Raw genomic sequence first — 20,879 nt, forward strand, 5'->3', positions numbered from 1 at the left:
GATATAGGTCGATCCTTCCGCCCTCCCGATCGGGCGAGCCGGAACTAGAGAAGACGTCGTCATGACCGGCGAAGGACAAAACGAGAGGCGCCTCTAAGCGCCTCTCGATGCGTTCCGCCTTTCCGCGCCGGACGCCTGCCGGCAGACGGCGGAAGGCCTTGTTGCCGAAGCTGTCCTCAGTGCTTGAAATGGCGGACGCCGGTAAACACCATCGCGATGCCATGCTCGTTGGCCGCCTTGATGGACTCCTCGTCCTTGATGGAGCCGCCAGGCTGGATGATCGCCGTTATGCCGGCAGCAGCGGCGAGCTCGACGGTGTCGCCCATCGGGAAGAAAGCGTCGGATGCGAGCACCGCTCCCTTCGCCTGCCCGCCGGCTTGCTCCACCGCGATGCGGGCCGCGCCGACGCGGTTCATCTGGCCGGCGCCGACGCCGACCGTCATGTCATCCTTGGCCAGCAGGATGGCGTTGGACTTCACATGCTTGACGACTTTCCAGCCGAAAAGAAGCTGCTTCAGCTCTTCCTCGGTCGGCTGGCGGTCGGTCACGACCTTGAGATCTCCTTCCGCGATGCTGTGCACGTCGCTCTCCTGCACGACCATGCCGCCGGCGACGCTCGTGATCACCCAATCGCTCTTGCGCTGTGAAGCAGCCGGAAGCTCGCCGGTTTTCAGCAGGCGGATGTTTTTCTTGCGGGAGAGAATTTCCAGCGCTTCCGGCGTGAAGTCCGGCGCCAGGACGATCTCCAGGAAGATTTCCGACAGCAGCGCCGCCGTATCGGCGCCGATGATCCGGTTCGCTGCGACGATGCCGCCGAAGATCGAGGTCGGGTCGGCCGCATAGGCTTTTTGATAGGCCTGGTGGATATCGGCTCCGACGCCGACCCCGCAAGGGTTCATATGCTTGATCGCTACGACCGCAGGCTCGTCGAATTCCTTGGCGATGGCGAGCGCCGCGTTCGCGTCGTTGATGTTGTTGTAGCTGAGCTCCTTGCCGTGGATCTGCTCGGCCGTCGTGACGTTGCCTTCCTCGGCCAGAGGCTTCCGGTAGAAGGCCGCGCGCTGATGCGGGTTTTCGCCGTAGCGGAGATCCTGCACCTTCTCGTAGGTGACCGTATAACGCTCCGGCAGCGGCTCGCCGCCGAGCTTGGAGAGATAGTCGCCGATCAGGGCGTCGTAAGCGCCGGTATGGCGGAACACCTTGGCCGCGAGGCGCTTGCGGGTGTCCAGCGCCGTGTCGCCGTCCGCCTTGATTTCCTCCAGCACGGAGGCGTAATCGGCGGCATCCACGACGACGGTGACGAAGGCATGGTTTTTGGCCGCGGAGCGGAGCATCGTCGGACCGCCGATGTCGATGTTCTCGATCGCATCCTCATAGGTGACATCCGGCTTCGCGATCGTAGCGGCGAACGGATACAGGTTCACGACGACGAGATCGATGTAATCCAGCCCGAGCTCCTGGATCGCCTTGCGGTGCTCCTCGTTGTCGCGCACGGCAAGCAGGCCGCTGTGGACGGCGGGATGGAGCGTCTTGACGCGTCCGTCCATGATTTCCGGGAAGCCCGTCACGTCGGAGATGCCGATGACCGGGACGCCTTCCTTTTCGAGGAGGCTGTGGGTGCCCCCGGTGGAAATGATCTGTACGCCCTGAGCCGCAAGCTCGCGGGCAAATTCGACGATGCCGGTCTTGTCCGATACGCTGATTAACGCCCTGCGGATAGCCAATTTGTCCCCTCCTGATCGGTTGTATTCAATGATTCATAATGGCGGATTGCATCACTAACAATGACGGAATAAATGCCGCTGGCTATTTGTCCTCCGAATCGTGCTCCGGCACGATGCGGTCCGGAAGCCGGACCCGGCGGCCCTCCAGCGCGATGAGGCCTGAGGCGAACTGCCTCACGACCCAAGGATAAAGGACGTTTTCCGCCGCATGCATGCGCTCCGCGAGGGAAGCCTCCGTCTCGTCCTCGCCGATCTCGATCGCGCGCTGGGCGATGATCGGACCGCTGTCGAGGCCTCCGTCGACGAAATGCACGGTGACTCCCGTCACCTTGGAGCCATGCTCCAGCGCCTGGCGGATCGCATGCATGCCCGGAAATGCCGGCAGCAGCGACGGATGGATGTTGATGATTTTGCCTTCAAAGGCTTCGACAAGCAGCGGCGTCAAAATACGCATGTAACCCGCCAGCACGACGAGGCCGACGCCTCGCTGCCGCAGCTCGGCCAGAATTCCGCTCTCGTACTCTTCGCGGGAGGAATAGTCCTTGGGGGCAAAGGTCCAGGCATCGATGCCTGCCGCCTGCGCCTTGGCGACGACGGGGGCCGACGGCCTGTCGCAGACAAGCAGCTCCACCGACGCGCCGGCCAGACGGCCGACGGATGCGGCCGCGGCCAGCGCCGCGAAGTTGCTGCCCTCGCCAGAGGCGAAAACCGCTACGCGCAATGGCGCCATTAGACGTCGGCTCCGCGGAACGTGACGATGCGGCTTCCCTCCGTGACCGTGCCGATGCGGAATGCCTGCTCGCCCAGCTCGTTCGCCGCGGCAACGGCCGCCTCCGCCTGATCGGCGGGGACGACGACGACGAGGCCGATGCCCATGTTGAACGTCGTGAACATGTCGCGATGCGTGATGGCGCCTTTTTCCTGCATGAGGGAGAAAATCGGCTGGATCGGCCAGCTGCCGTACTGGATCTCCACGTTCACGCCTTCCGGCAGCACGCGCGGGATGTTCTCGATGAAGCCGCCGCCGGTAATATGGGCCATGCCCTTCACCTCGACGCGCTTGATCAGCTCCAGAGCCGGCTTGACGTAGATTTTCGTCGGCTCGAGCAGGACGCCGCCCAGCTTCTTGCCGCCGAGCTCCTGGAGCTCATCCTGCAGGCCGTAGCCCGCCTGCTCCAGCAGCAGCCGGCGCACGAGCGAGTATCCGTTGCTGTGGATGCCGCTCGAGGCCAGGCCGATGACGGCGTCTCCCGGCGCGATCGTCGTGCCGTCGATGATCTTCTTGCGGTCGACGACGCCGACCGTAAAGCCGCCGATATCGTACTCCTCCGGCGTGTACATGCCCGGCATCTCGGCAGTCTCGCCCCCGATCAGGGCGCAGCCGGCCTGCACGCAGCCTTCGGCGATGCCGGCGACGATCGCCTCGATCTTGGACGGCTCCACCTTGCCCGTCGCCAGGTAGTCGAGGAAGAACAGCGGCTCGGCGCCCTGCACGATGATGTCGTTCACGCACATGGCGACGGCGTCGATGCCGATCGTATCATGCTTGTCCATGGCAAAAGCGAGCATCAGCTTCGTGCCGACGCCGTCGGTGCCGGAGACGAGCACCGGCTCCTCGTACTTGTCCTTGTCGAGGCCGAACATGCCTCCGAAGCCGCCCAGGCCGCCCAGCACCTCGGGGCGGAGCGTTCTTTTCACATGCTTCTTCATCCGTTCGACCGCTTCGTTGCCCGCCGCGATGTCGACTCCGGCCTGCTTGTATGCCTCTGCCACTGAACGTTCACTCCTTTGGTATGAAAAACATCGACTGGCTGAAATGGCTGCGCCTGAGGGAAGTTCCACAGCTGGCTTCGCCTGAGGGAAGTTCCACAGCTGGCTTCGCCTGAGGGAATTCAAAAGCTGGCTCCGCCCGACCGCCCGATCCTCCGATCGCTGTTGAAGCCGGATGGCCTGAATGTACGATGACAAGGAAGCCATCCGCCTTCAAATGCGAACGCTAAAGCTTCTACGGATTCGAGCGGTCAGGCTGCGCCGATCTTGAATGCCAACGCTTCCCCGTTGGAAAGGGCCAAAAGCTCGCCAACGAGCGGGAATGCCGTCGTCAACACGCTTATTTGGGGATGATTCCGCCCTCGCGCAATCGCTCAAGGGCGGCAAGTCCGACCTGCAGGCCCCCGCGCCGGCGGGCCTGGATGGCCGGGCGGATGAATCCGCCGGCAAGAGCTTGCCCGGGCGGTCGAGCACCGCTCCGGGCTCATTCTCGGCCGCTCGCCGAATGCGCAGGCGAGCGTGCTCTTAGCTGCCGGGACAGCTGCGGCTGGGCCTTGGCACTGCTTGGCTTAGCCCTGTCGCCCACAGCGGCAGCGCGAAGCCTTTGGAGCGGCGCTGCCGTTGCCGCCAGTTCTGGAATTCGCGCGATGCCGAGCGCGCGAAGCCCTTTGGGCCAGCCGTAGCTGCTATCCCGGCGAAGCTGCCGAGACGGAGGTTGAGCGGCTGCTTTTGACGGGGCCGGCGAGCTGCGATGCCGGGCTCCACCCTCCCTTTCCTCGGCTGGAGGGAAGGAATTGGGTGGAGCGGTTGGGAGGGGGAAGGCGGAGAAGGCAGATGGATTCCGGAGAAGCGCCAGCGCTCGCATTTGAAACCGGATTCCATCCCTGACTAAAACTTCAATCGAGGAATCCGGGTTCGACAGCGATCGGAGGAACCATCAGCTTTCGCAGCAGCTTTTCCTGACGTCCAGTCCGACATCAGCGATTTCTTCCCTCCGAGGTTCGACAGCGATCGGAGGAACCATCAGCTTTCGCAGCAGCTTTTCCTGACGTCCAGTCCGACATAAGCGATTTCTTCCCTCCGAGGTTCGACAGCGATCGGAGGAACCGTCCGCTTTCGCGGCGGCAATCACCCACCCTTTGCTTCTAGCTCAGCCGTTCAAAACGCCTCTAACAGCTGCAGCTCTTGTCCGAGCTCTCGTCGATCGGAGTCGGATACTCATTCGTAAAGCAGGCGAGGCAAAGGCCGCCGCCCCTGGAGTCGCCCGGCACGGAAGCCGCCTCGATCAAGCCTTCGGCGCTGAGGAAATACAGCGAGTCGGCGTTGATCGCCTGGCGGATCTCCTCGACCGTCTTCGACGAGGCGATCAGCTCGCGCCGGTCCGGCGTGTCGATGCCGTAATAGCAAGGGTTGGCGAACGGCGGAGAGCTGATCCTCACATGCACTTCCTTGGCGCCGGCCTCGCGGAGCATGTTGACGATCCGCAGGGACGTCGTGCCGCGAACGATGGAGTCGTCGATCATGACGACGCGCTTGCCCTCGACGATTTTGCGGACGGCGGACAGCTTCATCTTGACGCCCTTCTCGCGCAGCTCCTGCGAAGGCTGGATGAACGTGCGGCCGGTGTATTTGTTTTTGATGAGGCCCATCTCATACGGAATGCCCGTCTGCTCCGCGTAGCCGATGGCGGCGGAAATGCTGGAATCCGGCACGCCCGTGACGATGTCGGCGTCGATGAACGCCTCCACCGCGAGGCGGCGGCCCATCTGCTTGCGGGCGGTATGGATGTTGACCTCGTTGATGTCGCTGTCGGGGCGCGCGAAGTAGATGTACTCCATCGCGCAGGATGCCCGGCGCTGCTCCTGCTCGAAGCGGTCGGCGCGCAGGCCGTCCTTGTCGAGGATGAGCAGTTCGCCCGGCTGGACGTCGCGGACATAAGTCGCGCCGATCGTCTCGAACGCGCAGGTCTCCGAGGCGAAGATATACCCATCGCCGAGGCGGCCCATGACAAGCGGACGCAGCCCGTTGGGATCCGAGGCGACGAGCAGCAGGTCGTTGGTCATGATCAGGAAGGCGAAACCGCCGATGATCCGCTGCAGCGCGTCCTTGGCGGCTTCGACGAAGTCCTTGGACGAGCGCGCGATGAGATGCGCGATAACCTCGGTGTCGCTCGTCGTCTGGAAGATCGAGCCCTGCGCCTCCAGCTCGCGGCGGATCGACGGCGCATTGACGATGTTGCCGTTGGTCGCTACGGCGAGGTCGCCGCCGCGGTATTTGAAGACGAGCGGCTGGGCGTTGCCGAGCTGGCTGCCCCCGGAGGTGGAATATCGGACATGGCCGATCGCGCGGTCGCCCGGCAGCGAAGCCAGGATGTCCGTCGTGAACACTTCCTTGACCAGTCCCATGCCGCGGTGGTACGCGAAGCTGCCATCCGAGCTTTCCACGGTGCAGACGCCCGAGCTTTCCTCTCCGCGATGCTGCAGAGCATGCAGGCCGTAGTAGGCCAGCGACGAAGCATTCGGGGTGTTGAATACCCCGAACACGCCGCATTCTTCCTTCAGCTTGTCGAAAATGTCGTCGCGGCCGATGCCCGCATTGTAATGGGCATTTTCCCATGTGCGGGATACGGATTGAAGCTCCTTGGATTGGGGGCCGGAAAGTCGGCGGGCGGGTGCTGTGGCGTCGGCAGGCCGAACCTCGGGTACTGAACCCCCTCTAGGCATGCCCCCAGGAGCCGGCAGCTCCGGCGCCGAACCCGTCAGCGCGATGCCGTCGCCGTCCAGCTCGGGAACGGCGGACGGACCGCCCTCTCCCCAGCGGGAGCCGAGCTGGACCGCTATGCTTACTTCATCAGGCATGGAATCGCATCCTTCCAGACTTTCCGGAGCCCGCCGACCGAAGCCTGGACGCCAGGCTTGCCGTTCACCTTGATGAGAAGCTCTTCTCCGCCGACTGTGCCGATCTCCGCATGGGGAACGCCGCGCTCCGCGAGCAGCGCCAGCAGCGCCGCCTTGTTGTCCTGCGATGCGCTCAGCAGGATGCGCGACTGCGATTCGCTGAACAGCGCGTGGTCCGGACGAAGGTCCGTCGCCACGTTCACTTCGGCGCCGAGGCCGCGGCCAAAAGCGGATTCCGCCAGAGCGACAGCCAAGCCGCCCTCCGACAGGTCATGCGCCGAGGCGACGAGACCGCCGCGGATGGCGGACAGGACGGTTTCGAGCAGCCGCTTCTCCACCGAGAGATCGAGGCCCGGAGGGCGTCCTTCCGTCTTGCCTTCCAGCACTTGCTGCAGCTCGCTGCCGCCGAGCTCGGCCTTCGTTTCTCCGAGCAGGATGATGGCGTCGCCGGCATTCTTGAATTCCTGCGTCGTAATATGGCTGAGGTCCTCCACGAGACCGACCATGCCGATGACCGGCGTCGGATAGATGGCGCCCTTGGCGTTCTCGTTGTAAAGGCTGACGTTGCCGCCGATGACCGGCGTCTCCAGCACGCGGCAGGCTTCGCTCATGCCGTCCGCGGATTTCTCCAGTTGCCAGAACACTTCCGGCTTCTCCGGGTTGCCGAAGTTCAGGTTGTCCGTAATCGCCAGCGGCTCGGCGCCTGAGCAGACGATGTTGCGCGCCGCTTCGGCGACCGCGATCGCGCCGCCGACCTCGGGATCGAGATAGACGTAGCGGCCGTTGCAGTCGGTCGTCATCGCCAGCGCCTTGCGCGTGCCGGGAATCGTCACGACCGCCGCGTCGGAGCCCGGCGGAACCGCCGTGCTGGTGCGGACCATATGGTCGTACTGCTTGTATACCCATTCCTTGCTTGCAACCGTCGGGGAGGCCAGAACCTTTTCCAGAGCGGCGTTCAGGTCGGCGGCTTCGCCATAGGCAGCCGTGTCAACGCGCCCGTTCGCCGCATAATAGGCCGGCTCCTTGGATGGCTTGTCGTACACCGGGCATTCGTCGACGAGCGCGGTGACCGGCATGTCGGCCACTTCCTCGCCTTGGTGGAACAGGCGCAGGCGGCCGTCGTCGGTCACCTTGCCGACCTTGGCGCAGATGACGCCCCAGCGTTCGAAGATTTCGCGCGCCTGAGCTTCGTTCTCCGGCGTGACGACGAACAGCATGCGCTCCTGCGACTCGGACAGCATCATCTCGTAGGGCGTCATGCCTTCCTCGCGCTGCGGCACCTCGTCGAGGTATAGCTCGAGGCCGTTGCCGGCCTTGGACGCCATCTCGGCGCTGGAGCAGGTGAGGCCGGCCGCGCCCATGTCCTGGATGCCGAGCACGATGCCGGAATCGATCAGCTCAAGCGTCGCTTCCATGACGAGCTTCTCCATGAACGGATCGCCGACCTGGACGGCGGTGCGCTTCTCTTCGGATTCTTCCGACAATTCGACGGAAGCGAAGGTCGCGCCGTGGATGCCGTCGCGGCCCGTTGCGGGTCCGACGTAGAACACCGGGTTGCCGACACCCTTGGCGACGCCGCGCTGGATCTTGTCATGGTCGATGAGGCCGACGCACATCGCGTTGACGAGCGGATTGCCCTCGTAGCTCTCGTCGAACATCACCTCGCCCGCGACGGTCGGTATGCCGATGCAGTTGCCGTAGCCCGCGATGCCGCTGACGACATGCTCGAACAGGTATTTGACGCGGTCATTTTCCAGCTTGCCGAAGCGAAGGCTGTTCAGCAGCGCCACCGGGCGGGCGCCCATGGAGAAGATGTCGCGGATGATGCCGCCGACGCCGGTCGCGGCGCCCTGGTAAGGCTCGACTGCGGACGGATGGTTATGGGATTCGATTTTGAACACGACCGCCTGATTGTCCCCGATATCCACGATGCCCGCGCCTTCGCCCGGACCCATGAGCACCTTCGGCCCCGTCACCGGGAACTTCCTCAGAATCGGCTTGGAATTCTTGTAGGAGCAGTGCTCCGACCACATGACGCTGAATACGCCGATCTCGGTGTAGTTCGGCAGGCGGCCCATGAAACCGCAGATAAGCCCATACTCATGATCGGTTACGCCGAACTGCTGGTAGATCTTCTGCTCGGCAATCTGCTCCGCCGTCGGTTCCTTAGCTGTTAACTGCTGCGTCATGCTGTTCCCTCCATGCGTTCAAAATCGATGCAAACATCCGCTTGCCGTCTTCGGAGCCGAGAATCTGATCTACCGCTCGCTCCGGATGGGGCATCATGCCGACGACGTTGCCGCGCTCGTTGGAGACTCCGGCGATGTCATAGACGGAGCCGTTCGGATTGCCGCCGTTCGCGTAGCGGAACACGATCTGGTTGTTCGCCCGGAGGCGCTGGAGCGTCTCGTCGTCGCAGTAGTAGTTGCCTTCGCCATGGGCGATCGGGATCGAGATGACCTCGCCCTGCGCGTATTGGTTCGTGAAAGGAGTCGCCGCGTTGACGACCTCCAGAGGCGACTGGTGGCAAAGGAACTTCAGATCCCGGTTGCGCAGCAGCGCTCCCGGCAGCAGTCCCGCCTCGGTCAGGATCTGGAAGCCGTTGCAGATGCCGAGCACGTATTTGCCGGCTTCGGCCGCCTTGACAACCTCGTTCATGACCGGGGCAAAACGGGCGATCGCGCCGCAGCGCAGGTAATCCCCGTAAGAGAAGCCGCCCGGCACGAGAATCGCGTCGTACGCCGAGAGGTCGGTTGCCGTGTGCCAGACATAGTCGACGGACTGCCCGATCGTTTCTTCAACGGCCTTGTAGCAGTCGATGTCGCAGTTGGAGCCCGGGAAAACGATGACCGCAAACTTCATCGGCTCAGCCCTCCAGCTCGAAGCGATAGTCTTCGACGACGGTGTTCGCCAGCAGCTTCTCGCACATGGCGCGCACCCGCTGCTCCGCTTCGGCGCGGTCTTCGGTGTCCAGTGTCAGCTCCAGGTATTTGCCGATGCGCACTTTGTCCACTTCCGCAAAGCCCATGCTGTGAAGCGCTCCCTGCACGGCCGTTCCCTGCGGGTCCAGCACGTTCTGCTTGATCGTCACGTATACCGTTGCTTTCATTATGGCAACTCCTCTTATGGGGGAATGTGAGATGAATAAGTTGAAAAGTCCGGAATGCGTTTGGAATGCTCGACCGTCTGAAAAGCTTGTTGTCCGGAAACCGCTCCGCGCATGGCGCCGATCCTCCGATCGCTGCTGAACCCGGGATGGCTTCACTCGGAACTACTCTCACAAGGAGGCCATCCCGTCTTCAAAGGCGAACGCTTGCACACCGCTTCCCTCGCTCTACGCGAGGGACTGTACGACCAGACCAGCTTCTCCAGATTCGGCCTCCTCCGCTCCGCTTGCGGAAAAAGAACAGCCTTAGGCCATGCTCCGCATGGCGCGGCGGCTCTGCAAGGCTCGTTTCGAGCCTTAAACCACGCTCCGCATGGCGCCAGCGGCTCTGCAAGGCTCGTTTCGAGCCTTAAACCACGCTCCGCATGGCGCCAGCGGCTCTGCAAGGCTCGTTTCGAGCCTTAAACCACGCTCCGCATGGCGCCAGCGGCTCTGCAAGGCTCGTTTCGAGCCTTAAACCACGCTCCGCATGGCGCCAGCGGCTCTGCAAGGCTCGTTTCGAGCCTTAAACCACGCTTCGCATGGCGCCAGCGGCTCTGCAAGGCTCGTTTCGAGCCTTAAACCACGCTTCGCATGGCGTCGGCGGCTCTATGCTCAGCTAAAGGCTGAGGCCAAGCGGCTTTAGGCATTCCTCATCAGTCGGAAACGGAGGTCGCCCTATACCAGCTCCGCGCCGGTCAGAAGGCGGTAGATCTCCCGGTAGCGCTCCGTCGTCTTCGAGACGACAGCCTCGGGCAGAGGAGCCGGCTTGCTGTCGCGGTCCCAGTCGGTTCCGAGCAGGTAGTCGCGGACGATCTGCTTGTCCATGCTGTCGATGTCGGCGTCGAGCACGTACTTGTCCTCCGCCCAGAAGCGGGAGGAGTCCGGCGTGAAGATCTCGTCGATCAGGACGATCTCGCCATCAATGAGGCCGAACTCGAACTTGCAGTCGGCGAGGATGATGCCGCGCTCCGCACAGTACCCGCGGGCGAATTCATACAGCCGGATGCTGCGGTCCCGCAATTGGGCCGCGATATCGGCGCCGACGAGCTCTTCCATGCGGGCGAACGGAATGTCCTCGTCATGGCCGACATCGTTCTTGGCCGCGGGAGTGAAGATCGGCTCCGGGAACCGCTCGTTTTTGCGCAGCCCTTCCGGCAGCCGGATGCCGTTGATCTCGCCGTTCTGCCGGTATTGCTTCCAGCCTCCGCCCGTGATGTATCCCCGCACGACGCATTCGATATCGATTCGCTCAGCCTTGCGGGTCACCATGATGCGGTTGCGCAAGGCTTCCTTGTCGGTGACGATGCCGCCAAGCCGCTCCACATCCGTGTGGACGACATGGCCCGCCTGGATGCCGGCCGTCTGCTGAAACCAGAAGGCGCTCAGCCGGTTCAGCACATTGCCCTTGTCCGGCACGGCCGGGTCAAGCATGTAATCGAACGCGCTGATGCGGTCCGTCACGACGATAAGATAGTGCTCGCCAAGATCGTACAGCTCCCGCACCTTGCCCTTGTAGAGCAGCGGCGCCTGGATAAGATCCGCTGCCGTGGACAGCGCTTCGGACGTTGCGGCCATGATTTCTCCCCTGCCTCAATTAGAAATAAATGAATGGATCTTGCTTGCTCCCGATTGGAGGCTGCTGCGGATTGGAGCCTAGATAAGCTCCAGCCTGCGGAAAATCGTATCGACATGCTTCAGATGCCAGCTCGGGTTGAACGCATCGTCGAGCTCTTCCGCGCTCAGCACCGCCGTAATCTCCGGCGTTGAGCCGATGATGTCGCGGAACTGGCGCTGCTCCTCCCAGGCTTGCATCGCGCGAGGCTGCACGGTGTCGTACGCCTGCTCGCGGCTGAAGCCCTTGTCGATGAGCTTGGTCATGACGCGGCCGGAGAACGGAACGCCGAACGTGCGGCCCATGTTGCGCTTCATGTTTTCCGGGAATACCTGCAGGTTCTTCAAAATATTGCCCAAACGGTTCAGCATGTAGTTCAGCAGCATCGTCGCATCCGGCAGGATGACGCGCTCCACCGAGGAGTGGCTGATGTCGCGCTCATGCCAGAGCGGCACGTTCTCGTAGGCGCTGATCATATGGCCGCGGATGACGCGGGCAAGGCCGGAGATGTTCTCGCAGCCGATCGGATTGCGCTTGTGCGGCATCGCGGACGATCCCTTCTGCCCTTTGGCGAAAGGCTCCTCCACCTCGCGGAACTCGCTCTTCTGAAGGGCGCGGATCTCGGTCGCGAACTTGTCGAGCGACGTCGCGATCAGGGCAAGCGTCGCCATGTACTCCGCGTGGCGGTCGCGCTGAAGCGTCTGCGTGCTGATCGGCGCCGGCTTCGTGCCGAGCTTGCGGCAGACGAACTCTTCCACGAAGGGGTCGATGTTCGCATAGGTGCCGACAGCGCCGGAGATCTTGCCGAACTGCACGCCGTCGGCCGCATGGCGGAAGCGGTCCAGGTTGCGCTTCATTTCCTCGTACCAGAGCGCCAGCTTCAGGCCGAACGTCGTCGGCTCGGCGTGGACACCATGCGTGCGGCCCATCATGACGGTATCCTTGTAAGCGACGGCTTGTCCGCGCAAAATGTCGATGAATTGAACGATATCCTTCTCCAGAATTTCATTGGCCTGACGAAGGATATACCCCATAGCCGTATCCACGACGTCGGTCGAGGTGAGGCCGTAATGAACCCACTTGCGTTCGGCTCCGAGCGTCTCCGAGACGGCGCGGGTGAAGGCGATGACGTCATGGCGCGTCTCCAGCTCGATCTCGTTGATCCGGTCGATGTCGAAGCCGGCTTTCTCGCGGATCGCGGCTACATCCTCGCGCGGGATGACTCCAAGCTCGGACCATGCCTCGCAGGCGCAGATCTCGACCTCCAGCCACGCCTTGAATTTGTTCTCTTCCGTCCAAATCGCCCTCATCTCGGGCCTGCTGTAACGCTCAAGCATGCATTCATCCACCTTTGTCTGTTTTATTCGAAGCCGCTTGCTTCGGCGGGCCGAAGCTCTCTCCGGCCATCGATTGTCTCGGCGCCGGGCTGCGGACGCTGTCGTTGCGTCGCCGGTCCCGGCCAGCCCAAGCTCTCTCCGGCATCCATCGCCTCGGCTCCGGTTCCGGACGATAATCGTTCCATCGCCTTGACCGCCCGGCAAGCAGCGCATCATTTCATTTTACTCCCAAATTCCGATCCGTGTCCTTATGTCGCCCCGCAGGCTCAGCTCCAGATTCCCGTTCCGCGGATCCACTCCAGCGCCGCGGCCGTGTCCGGAGCGAGCACGTTGACATGGCCCATCTTGCGGTCAGGCTTCGCCTCCGCCTTGCCGTACAGATGCAGCTTCGGGACGGCGCCAAGTCTGGCCGCCTCTCCATCGGGCCGCGTCAGATGCCGCACCAGCGGCTCCACATGCTGGCCGAGGACGTTCACCATGACGACGGGGCTCATGAGGCCCGCATCCCCGAGCGGCAAGCCGCATACCGCGCGGACATGCTGCTCGAACTGCGAGGTGCGGCAGGCTTCCATCGTATAATGCCCGCTGTTGTGGGGGCGAGGGGCCAGCTCGTTGACGAACAGCTCCCCTTCCCCGGTCAGGAACAGCTCCACCGCGATCAGGCCGACGACCTCAAGCCCTTCGGCGATCCGGACCGCCAGCCGCTCGGCTTCCTCCAGAACGGCGGCGGGGACGCGGGCGGGAACGACGGATAGATGGAGAATGTTGTCGATGTGGATATTTTCCGCAGCCGGAAACGTCTTCACCTCGCCCAGAGAGCTCCGGGCGGCGATGACGCTCAGCTCCATCCGGAAGGAAACGAACTGCTCCAGCACCAGCTCCGCTCCGGATCGGCTCAGCTCCGCATAGGCTGCCGGAATCTCCGCCTCGCTGCGGATGACCCATTGCCCTTTGCCGTCGTAGCCGCCGGTCGCCGTCTTCAGCACCGCCGGCAAGCCGAGACGGCCGCAAGCCTCCCGCAGGCTTGCCTCGCTTGAAATCTCCTCGTACGGAGCGACGCGCGCTCCCGCCGCCTCGATCGCCCGCTTCTCCCGCAGCCGATGCTGCGTCGTATAGAGAAGCTCGCTGCCTTGCGGTACGTAAGATTGCTCCGCCAGCATGGCGGCGACACCCGCATCCACGTTCTCGAACTCATACGTGATGACATCCGCGCGCGATGCCAGCTCCCGCGCCGCCTCCCGATCGTCGTAGCCGGCCGCGATGCTCTCGGCGACCTGAGCGCAAGGCCCGTCCTCCGCAGGATCAAGCGCCACGAAGCGGTAGCCCATCGCGCTGCCGGCCAGCGCCATCATGCGGCCGAGCTGCCCGCCCCCAAGGATGCCTACAGTCGATCCCGGCGGTATGACGCGCGCTTGATCGGTCCGGACAGCTCCGCTGCCGCTTCCTGTAACCTTGCCGGAATTCCTCACAGCTCTTCGCCGCTTTCGAGCACCTGCAGCTTGACGGCTTCGCGCCGCTCTTCGACTAGCCGCCTGATCTGCGGATCGAATGCGCCGACAATCTGCGCCGCCAGCAGGCCTGCGTTGCTTGCTCCCGCATGGCCGATCGCCACCGTGGCGACGGGGATGCCGGCCGGCATCTGCACGATGGAGAGAAGCGAATCGAGTCCGCTCAGGCTCGACGATTTGACGGGAACGCCAATAACCGGAAGCGCCGTTTTCGCGGCTACCATTCCGGGCAAGTGAGCCGCTCCGCCGGCTCCGGCGATGATGACCTTCAAGCCTCGCTCGACGGCGGTCTCGGCATAGTCGAACATCAGATCAGGGGTTCGGTGAGCGGATACGACCTTTTTCTCATAAGGAATGCCAAGCTCGTCCAGAATGCCGCAGGCAAGCTTCATCGTTTCCCAGTCGGATTTGCTGCCCATAATGACGCCCACGATAGCAGTCATGATTGTTCATCCCGCCTTTATCTATATTCCTTGTGTCAAAATCCGATCGGATGCCGGAAACAAAAAAAACCGCATGCCGGCCAGCCGGCGGAATCTCCGGTAGGAGAATCCGGCACGGGCGACTCGAAAGCCTGCGGGATGTAGGTACGCTGAAAAGCGCAGCCGAAGCCAAACAGCTCGCTCTCCAGTCGTGGACAGCCAGCCTGCTTCCGGCATCCCGTAGTCCGGCGATTAAGGTCGCCAGGTAGAAACTTTCGGGCCGATTCCCGAAGATATACGAGTTGCTTGAAATCATATGTGGAGCAAGGGAATGCGGCCTCCTACAAGATTCGACAATCTCAGGATGATTCAAACCGCTCCCTGCCCGCTTTGCCTCCCTAGTTTACCAACCCGAGCAGAGCCTGTCAACTCGAAAACACGAACATTAGATAAAAAATATATGATTAAAGTTCGCTTTTGATAAAGCCGCCTTCCAAGGGAAATGCCATGGGCTCCGCAGCGCCATTTCCATGCATGGCCTCCATCTTCCTCCTGATCCTGCAAGCCGGATTGCTCCCGTCGAAGGTCATCCCCTTCATCGACGGCAGCGGAAATCGAGGTTCGACCCGGCTTTTCTCAAGGAAACGCTTCCTCGGACACCTGTCGCTATCTCGGCCCCAATTCCATGACAGCTATTATGCCATGTCTCTAATTCGGAGCAACCCTTCTTCATCCAGCGTCAAGAATGCTGACATAAAAATTTCTATTTCCGTACCGAAAATTCTCTAAATCCGAACTTTATTCCACAATCTCGGCTATCCCTGCCGCATCGGTATTCATGGACAAAAAAAGAAAAAACCCTCGACAAGAGGGTTTGCATTTGCATGGATGGGCGGTCAGGCAAGCTCCATGCCGGGTCGAGGAATCAGTTGACCCAGAACGTCTTGTCCTTGGCCGAAATGCGGCGGCCTTCCGGCGCGGTCATATCGGGGTAGCCGATATAGATAAGGCCGACCAGCTCTTCCTTGTCCTTGAGCCCGAAAGCCGACTTCATGGCCGGATGGTGCATGGGATCTCCGCTGCGCCATACCGCTCCAAGACCTTCTTCATAAGCGCTTAGCAGAAGGTTCTGCACGGCCGCATGCACGGCGGCGAGCTCTTCCGATCGAATGACGCGGGGGTTGTCGGAAGGCGAGCAGGCTGCGGCAATGACGACAGGGGCCCTCATCGCTTTGGCCTCTTCCTTCGACAGCTTCTGTTCCCTTTCCTCCGGATCCAGTCCGGCAAGCGCGTCGGAGGCGGCATTGGCATAAGCTCTTCCGAGCACCCGGCGTCCATCCCCCGTCATGACAAAAAATTTCCAAGGCTCGGTGTGGTGATGGTTAGGCGCCCAGACAGCCGCCTCCAGGATCCGTTCGATTTTCTCCTTCTCGACCGGCCTAGCCTCCACCTTTCCGATGCTGCGGCGCTGACGAATTGCTTGCTGTAGCTCCATTCCTGTCCCTCCTTGAGCGAATGAGTTGAATAGACAATGATTGCCTATGATTATTATACCTGTGAAATGCTCGCCCGGGAAAGGCCGGTCGCCGGAACCAGCCCGTCCATCCGCAGCGCGGGCACAAAAACGGCCTTTCATTCGGCGGTCGGCCGCGCCTTGTCAGCCTGGCCGGGCAGAACGGCGGCGCTACCGAGCTTGCGCCCGAGGAAGGCGTTTATCCGGCAGCCGACAAAATGGCGGCGCATCGAATCAGCTCCGGAGAGTATTCGCACTCGTTTCCTTCTATTTTTCTTTTGCCGAAGCGTCTTTAAGAAAGGCTTCGAATGAAGCCATATGAGAAAAGCGGTTGATTTCGACTCCTTTGCTCCGAAGATAGCTTTCCAGAACAACGCTCAATCGCTCCGCGCCTGCCTGCAGCCGCGTCAGATCATGCGGATCGAGCAGCGGAACAAGCTCGGGCAGCCCCGCCTGCCGGTAGAGGTCGTGATGATCGGCGCTCAGCTTCAAGTCGCTTGGCCACTGTCCGGTCTCCGCATAACAGAGAAAGGCGGCGATATTATCCTGCGCCTTCACAGCATGAAAGTAAGCCGTATCATAATCGTTTCTTTCGCAGGCCGATTGGATTTTGTCCAGAATCCCCTTCTCCTCTTCATAGAATCCCTTCATGCGATCCCCGAAGGAAGGGGTTCCTTTCAAGCGCTCTTTCCGAGCCGATATCAGCGCAACGGTGTCTTCCGCCAGCCGCTCGCAAGCATGGAGAATATCCGCCGCTTGGTCCCCATGCATAATGGCATGCATATAGGAATCCAGCAGCGCCGGTTTCAACGGGAGCCGATGGATTTGATCCTTGTTTTGGCCAAAACCTCTCGTGAAGCAGGATTGGTTCAGCAAAGCAAGCCCCTGCAGGACTCCCTCCAGAATTCCAGCCGCTTCCGTCCGGCTATAGACGCCGCTGCCGAAATCCCCTGCGCGGATCAGCTTGTAGAGCCTGGCGTAGACCCGGCTCAGCTCCGCTTCCGCTTTTTCCACAAACTCGCGTTCATGCTCCGGACTCTGAAGGGCTACAATCCCTTCCTGCAGCCGCAAAAGTCGGCCGCGGTCCTCATCCGAACGCGCATAGAGCAGCTTGCAATCGGCGATGATCGAGGTTTTCGCCTCCTGAAACGCAGCCATCCTCTCCGCCCGTTCCCAGCTGATGGGCCAGAAGTCAAAGCTGATGTCATCCAGGATGAATTGCAGGCTCGCCTCATAACCTCTGGCGGTGGCCGGAATGAAAAAGAAATCCAGGTCCGAGCGCTCCGTCGCGGTCCCTTGTGCGTAAGAGCCGTAATAGGCTGCAAGCGCGACATCATCGGGATAATTGGCCTTGATGTGATCCACAAGCTTATCGGCAACCTCAAACACGTCCGGCATGGTGAGTCCCTCCTTGTCTCCTCATCCTAACCTTTATTTCCCACGTTTCAAGGTAATGGTTGGGTATAGCCGATATGTCCGCAGAGTCCAGAAAGAAGAGAGCGGCCGAACAAGCCTTTCCAGCCCATGCTTCGGACTTTGCCGGACAAAAAAACCTCCGGAACCGGGGTTCCGAAGGTTTTGGAAAGCGCGAAGCCGTTCAGCCGGCCGCGCCGAGGTAAACGTAGCGGGCGATGATCAGGACCGCAAGAATCCACATAAGCGGATGAATCTTGTATTTCTCCTTGCCTTCGGGGAGGCGTCCCGTCGCATTGGCGAAGAAGGCAAGCACGACGTAGAACACGATGCCGAACGAAACGCCGTTGGCGATGTTGTACGTGAACGGCATCAGGATGATGGTGAAGAAAGCCGGAACGGCATAAACCATGTCCTTGAAATCAATGTCGGTTACGGACTGCATCATGAGCAGGCCGACGAGAATGAGCGCCGCCGCCGTCGCGGAGCCTGGAATCAGGGCGATCAGCGGAGCCAGGAACAGCGAGAGCAGGAAGCAGATGCCGGTCGTGACCGCGGTCAGGCCGGTGCGGCCGCCCTGGGCGATGCCCGCGGAGCTCTCGATGAAGGTCGTTACGGTGCTCGTACCGAGGACGGCGCCGCCGCCGACGCCGATCGCGTCCACGAACATCGCTTTGCCGACGCGTTTTTTGCCTTCGGCCGGATTTTTCATGAAGCCGGCGCGGTTGGCCGTGCCGACGAGCGTACCGAACGTATCGAACAGCTCGACGAACGTGAACGTCAGGATGACCGTGACGATGCCGACATGCATGATGCCCGCGAAGTCGAAGTGCCAGAAGTTCAGCTCCGAGAACTGCGGAGCCCAGCTTTTGCCGCTGAGCCCGGCTTGAAGGTCGAGGTTGCCTGTGATCCAGGCGACGACCGTCGTGCCGAGAATTCCCCACAGGAATGCGGCCGGTACGCGCAGCACGAGCAGCAGGCTGATCAGGATCAGGCCGATGATCGTCAGGTAGACCGACGGGTCCTTGATGTCGCCGAAATGGATGACGGATTCAAAGCTGAGCAGGTCCACGTACTGATGCTTCTGCACGTCGGTGACAGCCGTTTCGGCGGCGATCGTCATGATGCCGCTGTTCTTCAGGCCGACGATGGCGATGAACAGGCCGATGCCGACGGTGATCGCATGCTTGAGGCTGTCCGGCACCGCGCTGATGAGCATTTGCCGAACCTGGGTGACGGTCAGGATGATGAAGATGATGCCGGAAATAAATACGGCGGTAAGGCCCATCGCAGGCGAGATCGGCTTGTCCGTCCCCTGGGAGGCGACGATCGTGGCCGCGAAGTAGGCGTTGAGGCCCATGCCCGGAGCGAGCGCGACCGGGAAGTTGACGAACAGCCCCATCGCGATCGTGAAGATGCCGCCGGCCAGCGCCGTCGCCAGAAACACCGAGTTCCAGCTGAGGCCGGAAGCCGACAGCACGCTTGGGTTGACGGCGAGAATGTAGGCCATCGTCATGAACGTCGTGATGCCCGCCATAATTTCCGTGCGGATGTTGGTTCCGTTCTCTTTGAGCTTGAAGAAGCGCTCCATGATGCAAGTTCCCCCCGAAATGCGTTATTTTCCTTGCGCGGAATCCGAAAAAGCAAAAAACCCGGCAGAGACGGAACCGAAGCCGGCATGCCGGCATTGCGATGGCGTCTCTCCCGGGTCCAGGTCGGCTGTCCAGGCAATCGGAGGCAAAGGCCGGCCCGATGGAATGGAAGCTGCAGACGCCCGTCCGAAGCGATGCTTCGTCGTGGACGCCCCCTGAATTTTCGTAGCCTGGTCATTACGGTGACCGAGTAGAGACTTCCGGGCCGATTCCCGGAATTATACGAAAGTTGGTTAGTTATCATTGCGGAACGTAACTAATATTACTGAATTCACGACAAATGTCAACACTCAAACGACTGGAATTCCGGTTATTCCCGAACATTAATGATAAAATAATTGTTTTCGTCAGGAATTAAGGGTTTTTCCGCTGTCGGCCTCGCGGGAGGTCCTTCCTCCTTTGGTTATCATGCCCGTAATCGCATAAATCAAAAAAGCGCCGCCGAGCAGATCGAACAGGCTGCTCTCCGACAGGTAGCGAAGGCCGTATCCGCTCAGGACGGGACCGGCGATGCTGCCGACGGAGAAGTGGATGGACGCGAGAACATTGGCGCCGGGAAGCAGGTTCCTCGGAAGCATGTCGGCCGCATAGGCGAGGCCGAGCGAGAAGAACGAGCCGACGAGCCCTCCGGCCGCGACCATCAGCGCCGCCATCGTCCAGACGGACGATCCGGCCAGCGGAACGGCGAGGAACAGCAGCCCGCCCCCGGCTCCGCAGAAGATCAGCACGGGCAGGCGGCCGATGCGGTCGCTCCACATGCCGAGCGGCAGCTGCAGCAGCAGGCCGCCGATGCCGATAGCCGGCAGCAGGCCGCTGATCGCCGCGCGGTCCAGGCCGATGCCGAGGCCGTACAGCGGGAAGCCGGTATTCATGGATGCTTCCATGATGCCGTAGAGCATGGCCGGAAGCAGCGCGTACCAGGCGACGCGGTAAATCGACTTGTAGCGGCTGAAGCCGGCAGCCTCGCCCTGCTCCCTCGGCTCCGGACGATCGGCGGGAAGCTTCAGCACGAGCAGCAGAACGAGGGCATAAAGCATGGCGCTGATCAGGAAGGGAGCCTGGTCTCCGAAATGCAGCAGATTGATGCCGAGCGGACCGATGCTGAAGCCGACTCCGTACGACATTCCGTACAGGGAGATGAATTTCCCGCGCTGCCGTGCCGGCGCCCGGCTGACGATCCAGAGCTGGGTCGCGAAGTGAAGCCCGCTGTCTCCGATTCCGACCAGGATGCGAAGCGCGAACCAGATGGCGAACGAACCCGCCGTCAGCGGAAACAGCAGCGTCGCGGCGATAATCATGACGATGCCGGCGAGGATGACGATCCGGAAGCCGTAGCGGCGCACCGGCCTTTCAATGAAGAACATGGTAGAGAACGTGCCGATGTATAGAGCCATGGAATTGAGGCCGTTGATATGTTCCGGTACGCCGCCGCGCTCCAGCAGAATCGTAAGCAGCGGCAGCAGCAGGCCTTGGCTTGCTCCGGCGGTAACGACGACCAGCAGCAGGACGATGAGCCGGTAGCTGAAAATCGGCTCCTCGGCGTGCAGCAGGACGCCTTCTTGCTTCAGTGGCATGACGGGTCGGGCTCCTTTTGGTCATTGTTCATGGATGCGGGGCTGAACGGGCCGCGTGATCCCCATCCCGCTGTTCGAATGAAGACGAGACGATCACGGATGATACGGTCGCAGATGACGATGGATGACGATGGATGCGGACGACGATAGACGGATGATGACGGATGACGACTGAATAAGAGCCTCCGCGTCCGGCTCCGCCGCCGCATCGCCGCACGGCTTCGGCAGCGCATCGCCACAGCGCCGGAGCCGTGAAAAAAACAAACACCGGAACCCTGCAACAGCAGGGCTCCGGTGAGAAAAGCAATG

Annotated in this window: 16 protein-coding genes and 2 riboswitches; all 16 genes read right to left on the reverse strand. The window is 61.6% G+C overall.

What is annotated here, in order from left to right:
* Positions 1-176 precede the first annotated feature (176 nt).
* The 16 genes from purH to CIC07_RS21660 all read right to left on the reverse strand — a co-directional run bounded on the left by purH (position 177) and on the right by CIC07_RS21660 (position 20,570).
* The gene (gene purH / locus CIC07_RS21585) at positions 177-1,724 is read right to left on the reverse strand and encodes a bifunctional phosphoribosylaminoimidazolecarboxamide formyltransferase/IMP cyclohydrolase (protein WP_076359180.1); all 1,548 of its coding nucleotides are present in this window, start codon (positions 1,722-1,724) and stop codon (positions 177-179) included.
* A gap of 82 nt (positions 1,725-1,806) precedes the next feature.
* On the reverse strand, positions 1,807-2,454 hold the full coding sequence (gene purN, locus CIC07_RS21590) for a phosphoribosylglycinamide formyltransferase (RefSeq protein WP_076359179.1): 648 nt from the start codon (positions 2,452-2,454) through the stop codon (positions 1,807-1,809).
* Entirely contained in the window at positions 2,454-3,497 is a 1,044-nt protein-coding gene (gene purM, locus CIC07_RS21595; protein ID WP_076359178.1) for a phosphoribosylformylglycinamidine cyclo-ligase, read from the reverse strand. The genes purN and purM overlap by 1 nt, the downstream gene beginning before the upstream one ends.
* Before the next feature lie 1,166 nt (positions 3,498-4,663).
* The gene (purF, locus tag CIC07_RS21600; protein ID WP_234993071.1) at positions 4,664-6,352 is read right to left on the reverse strand and encodes an amidophosphoribosyltransferase; all 1,689 of its coding nucleotides are present in this window, start codon (positions 6,350-6,352) and stop codon (positions 4,664-4,666) included.
* Positions 6,337-8,580, reverse strand: coding sequence for a phosphoribosylformylglycinamidine synthase subunit PurL (purL, locus tag CIC07_RS21605; RefSeq protein WP_076359177.1), 2,244 nt, complete (start codon positions 8,578-8,580; stop codon positions 6,337-6,339). Before purL ends, purF begins: the two co-directional genes overlap by 16 nt.
* Positions 8,558-9,253 (reverse strand): phosphoribosylformylglycinamidine synthase subunit PurQ, encoded by a 696-nt coding sequence (gene purQ, locus CIC07_RS21610; protein ID WP_076359176.1) that lies wholly within the window; start codon positions 9,251-9,253, stop codon positions 8,558-8,560. Before purQ ends, purL begins: the two co-directional genes overlap by 23 nt.
* Positions 9,254-9,257: 4 nt before the next feature.
* A complete protein-coding gene (gene purS, locus CIC07_RS21615; RefSeq protein WP_174806393.1) occupies positions 9,258-9,503 on the reverse strand; it encodes a phosphoribosylformylglycinamidine synthase subunit PurS in 246 nt (81 codons plus the stop codon).
* Between the two features lie 711 nt (positions 9,504-10,214).
* Positions 10,215-11,114 carry a phosphoribosylaminoimidazolesuccinocarboxamide synthase gene (locus CIC07_RS21620; protein WP_076359175.1) on the reverse strand — a complete coding sequence of 300 codons (900 nt, stop codon included), beginning with the start codon at positions 11,112-11,114 and terminating at the stop codon, positions 10,215-10,217.
* A 78-nt stretch (positions 11,115-11,192) separates the two neighbouring features.
* Positions 11,193-12,488 carry an adenylosuccinate lyase gene (gene purB, locus CIC07_RS21625; RefSeq protein WP_076359174.1) on the reverse strand — a complete coding sequence of 432 codons (1,296 nt, stop codon included), beginning with the start codon at positions 12,486-12,488 and terminating at the stop codon, positions 11,193-11,195.
* 23 nt (positions 12,489-12,511) lie between these two features.
* Positions 12,512-12,673, reverse strand: coding sequence for a hypothetical protein (locus CIC07_RS21630; protein ID WP_157741964.1), 162 nt, complete (start codon positions 12,671-12,673; stop codon positions 12,512-12,514).
* An 81-nt stretch (positions 12,674-12,754) separates the two neighbouring features.
* Positions 12,755-13,957 (reverse strand): 5-(carboxyamino)imidazole ribonucleotide synthase, encoded by a 1,203-nt coding sequence (gene purK, locus CIC07_RS21635; RefSeq protein ID WP_076359173.1) that lies wholly within the window; start codon positions 13,955-13,957, stop codon positions 12,755-12,757.
* Positions 13,954-14,439, reverse strand: a complete 486-nt coding sequence (gene purE / locus CIC07_RS21640; protein ID WP_076359172.1) for a 5-(carboxyamino)imidazole ribonucleotide mutase — start codon at positions 14,437-14,439, stop codon at positions 13,954-13,956. Before purE ends, purK begins: the two co-directional genes overlap by 4 nt.
* Positions 14,440-14,639: 200 nt before the next feature.
* Positions 14,640-14,739, reverse strand: a riboswitch (purine riboswitch).
* Positions 14,740-15,343: 604 nt separating this feature from the next.
* Positions 15,344-15,913, reverse strand: coding sequence for a nitroreductase family protein (locus tag CIC07_RS21645; protein ID WP_048748967.1), 570 nt, complete (start codon positions 15,911-15,913; stop codon positions 15,344-15,346).
* A gap of 285 nt (positions 15,914-16,198) precedes the next feature.
* Entirely contained in the window at positions 16,199-17,329 is a 1,131-nt protein-coding gene (locus CIC07_RS21650; RefSeq protein ID WP_076359171.1) for a kanamycin nucleotidyltransferase C-terminal domain-containing protein, read from the reverse strand.
* Between the two features lie 199 nt (positions 17,330-17,528).
* Positions 17,529-18,935, reverse strand: a complete 1,407-nt coding sequence (locus tag CIC07_RS21655) for an NCS2 family permease (RefSeq protein WP_076359170.1) — start codon at positions 18,933-18,935, stop codon at positions 17,529-17,531.
* Between the two features lie 207 nt (positions 18,936-19,142).
* Positions 19,143-19,242: riboswitch (purine riboswitch) on the reverse strand.
* 101 nt (positions 19,243-19,343) lie between these two features.
* Complete coding sequence (locus CIC07_RS21660) at positions 19,344-20,570, reverse strand: MFS transporter (protein ID WP_083688633.1); 1,227 nt, start codon at positions 20,568-20,570, stop codon at positions 19,344-19,346.
* Between the last annotated feature and the right edge of the window lie 309 nt (positions 20,571-20,879).

This window comes from Paenibacillus sp. RUD330, from assembly GCF_002243345.2.
GTDB lineage: Bacteria > Bacillota > Bacilli > Paenibacillales > Paenibacillaceae > Paenibacillus_O.

Excerpts from the sequence above, each read along its gene's own strand:
- purN (WP_076359179.1), bottom strand. The coding sequence starts at position 2,454 with ATGGCGCCATTGCGCGTAGCGGTTTTCGCCTCTGGCGAGGGCAGCAAC.
- purF (WP_234993071.1), bottom strand. The coding sequence starts at position 6,352 with ATGCCTGATGAAGTAAGCATAGCGGTCCAGCTCGGCTCCCGCTGGGGA.
- purL (WP_076359177.1), bottom strand. The coding sequence starts at position 8,580 with ATGACGCAGCAGTTAACAGCTAAGGAACCGACGGCGGAGCAGATTGCC.
- purQ (WP_076359176.1), bottom strand. The coding sequence starts at position 9,253 with ATGAAGTTTGCGGTCATCGTTTTCCCGGGCTCCAACTGCGACATCGAC.
- CIC07_RS21620 (WP_076359175.1), bottom strand. The coding sequence starts at position 11,114 with ATGGCCGCAACGTCCGAAGCGCTGTCCACGGCAGCGGATCTTATCCAG.
- purB (WP_076359174.1), bottom strand. The coding sequence starts at position 12,488 with ATGCTTGAGCGTTACAGCAGGCCCGAGATGAGGGCGATTTGGACGGAA.
- CIC07_RS21630 (WP_157741964.1), bottom strand. The coding sequence starts at position 12,673 with ATGGAACGATTATCGTCCGGAACCGGAGCCGAGGCGATGGATGCCGGA.
- purE (WP_076359172.1), bottom strand. The coding sequence starts at position 14,439 with ATGACTGCTATCGTGGGCGTCATTATGGGCAGCAAATCCGACTGGGAA.
- CIC07_RS21645 (WP_048748967.1), bottom strand. The coding sequence starts at position 15,913 with ATGGAGCTACAGCAAGCAATTCGTCAGCGCCGCAGCATCGGAAAGGTG.
- CIC07_RS21650 (WP_076359171.1), bottom strand. The coding sequence starts at position 17,329 with ATGCCGGACGTGTTTGAGGTTGCCGATAAGCTTGTGGATCACATCAAG.
- CIC07_RS21655 (WP_076359170.1), bottom strand. The coding sequence starts at position 18,935 with ATGGAGCGCTTCTTCAAGCTCAAAGAGAACGGAACCAACATCCGCACG.
- CIC07_RS21660 (WP_083688633.1), bottom strand. The coding sequence starts at position 20,570 with ATGCCACTGAAGCAAGAAGGCGTCCTGCTGCACGCCGAGGAGCCGATT.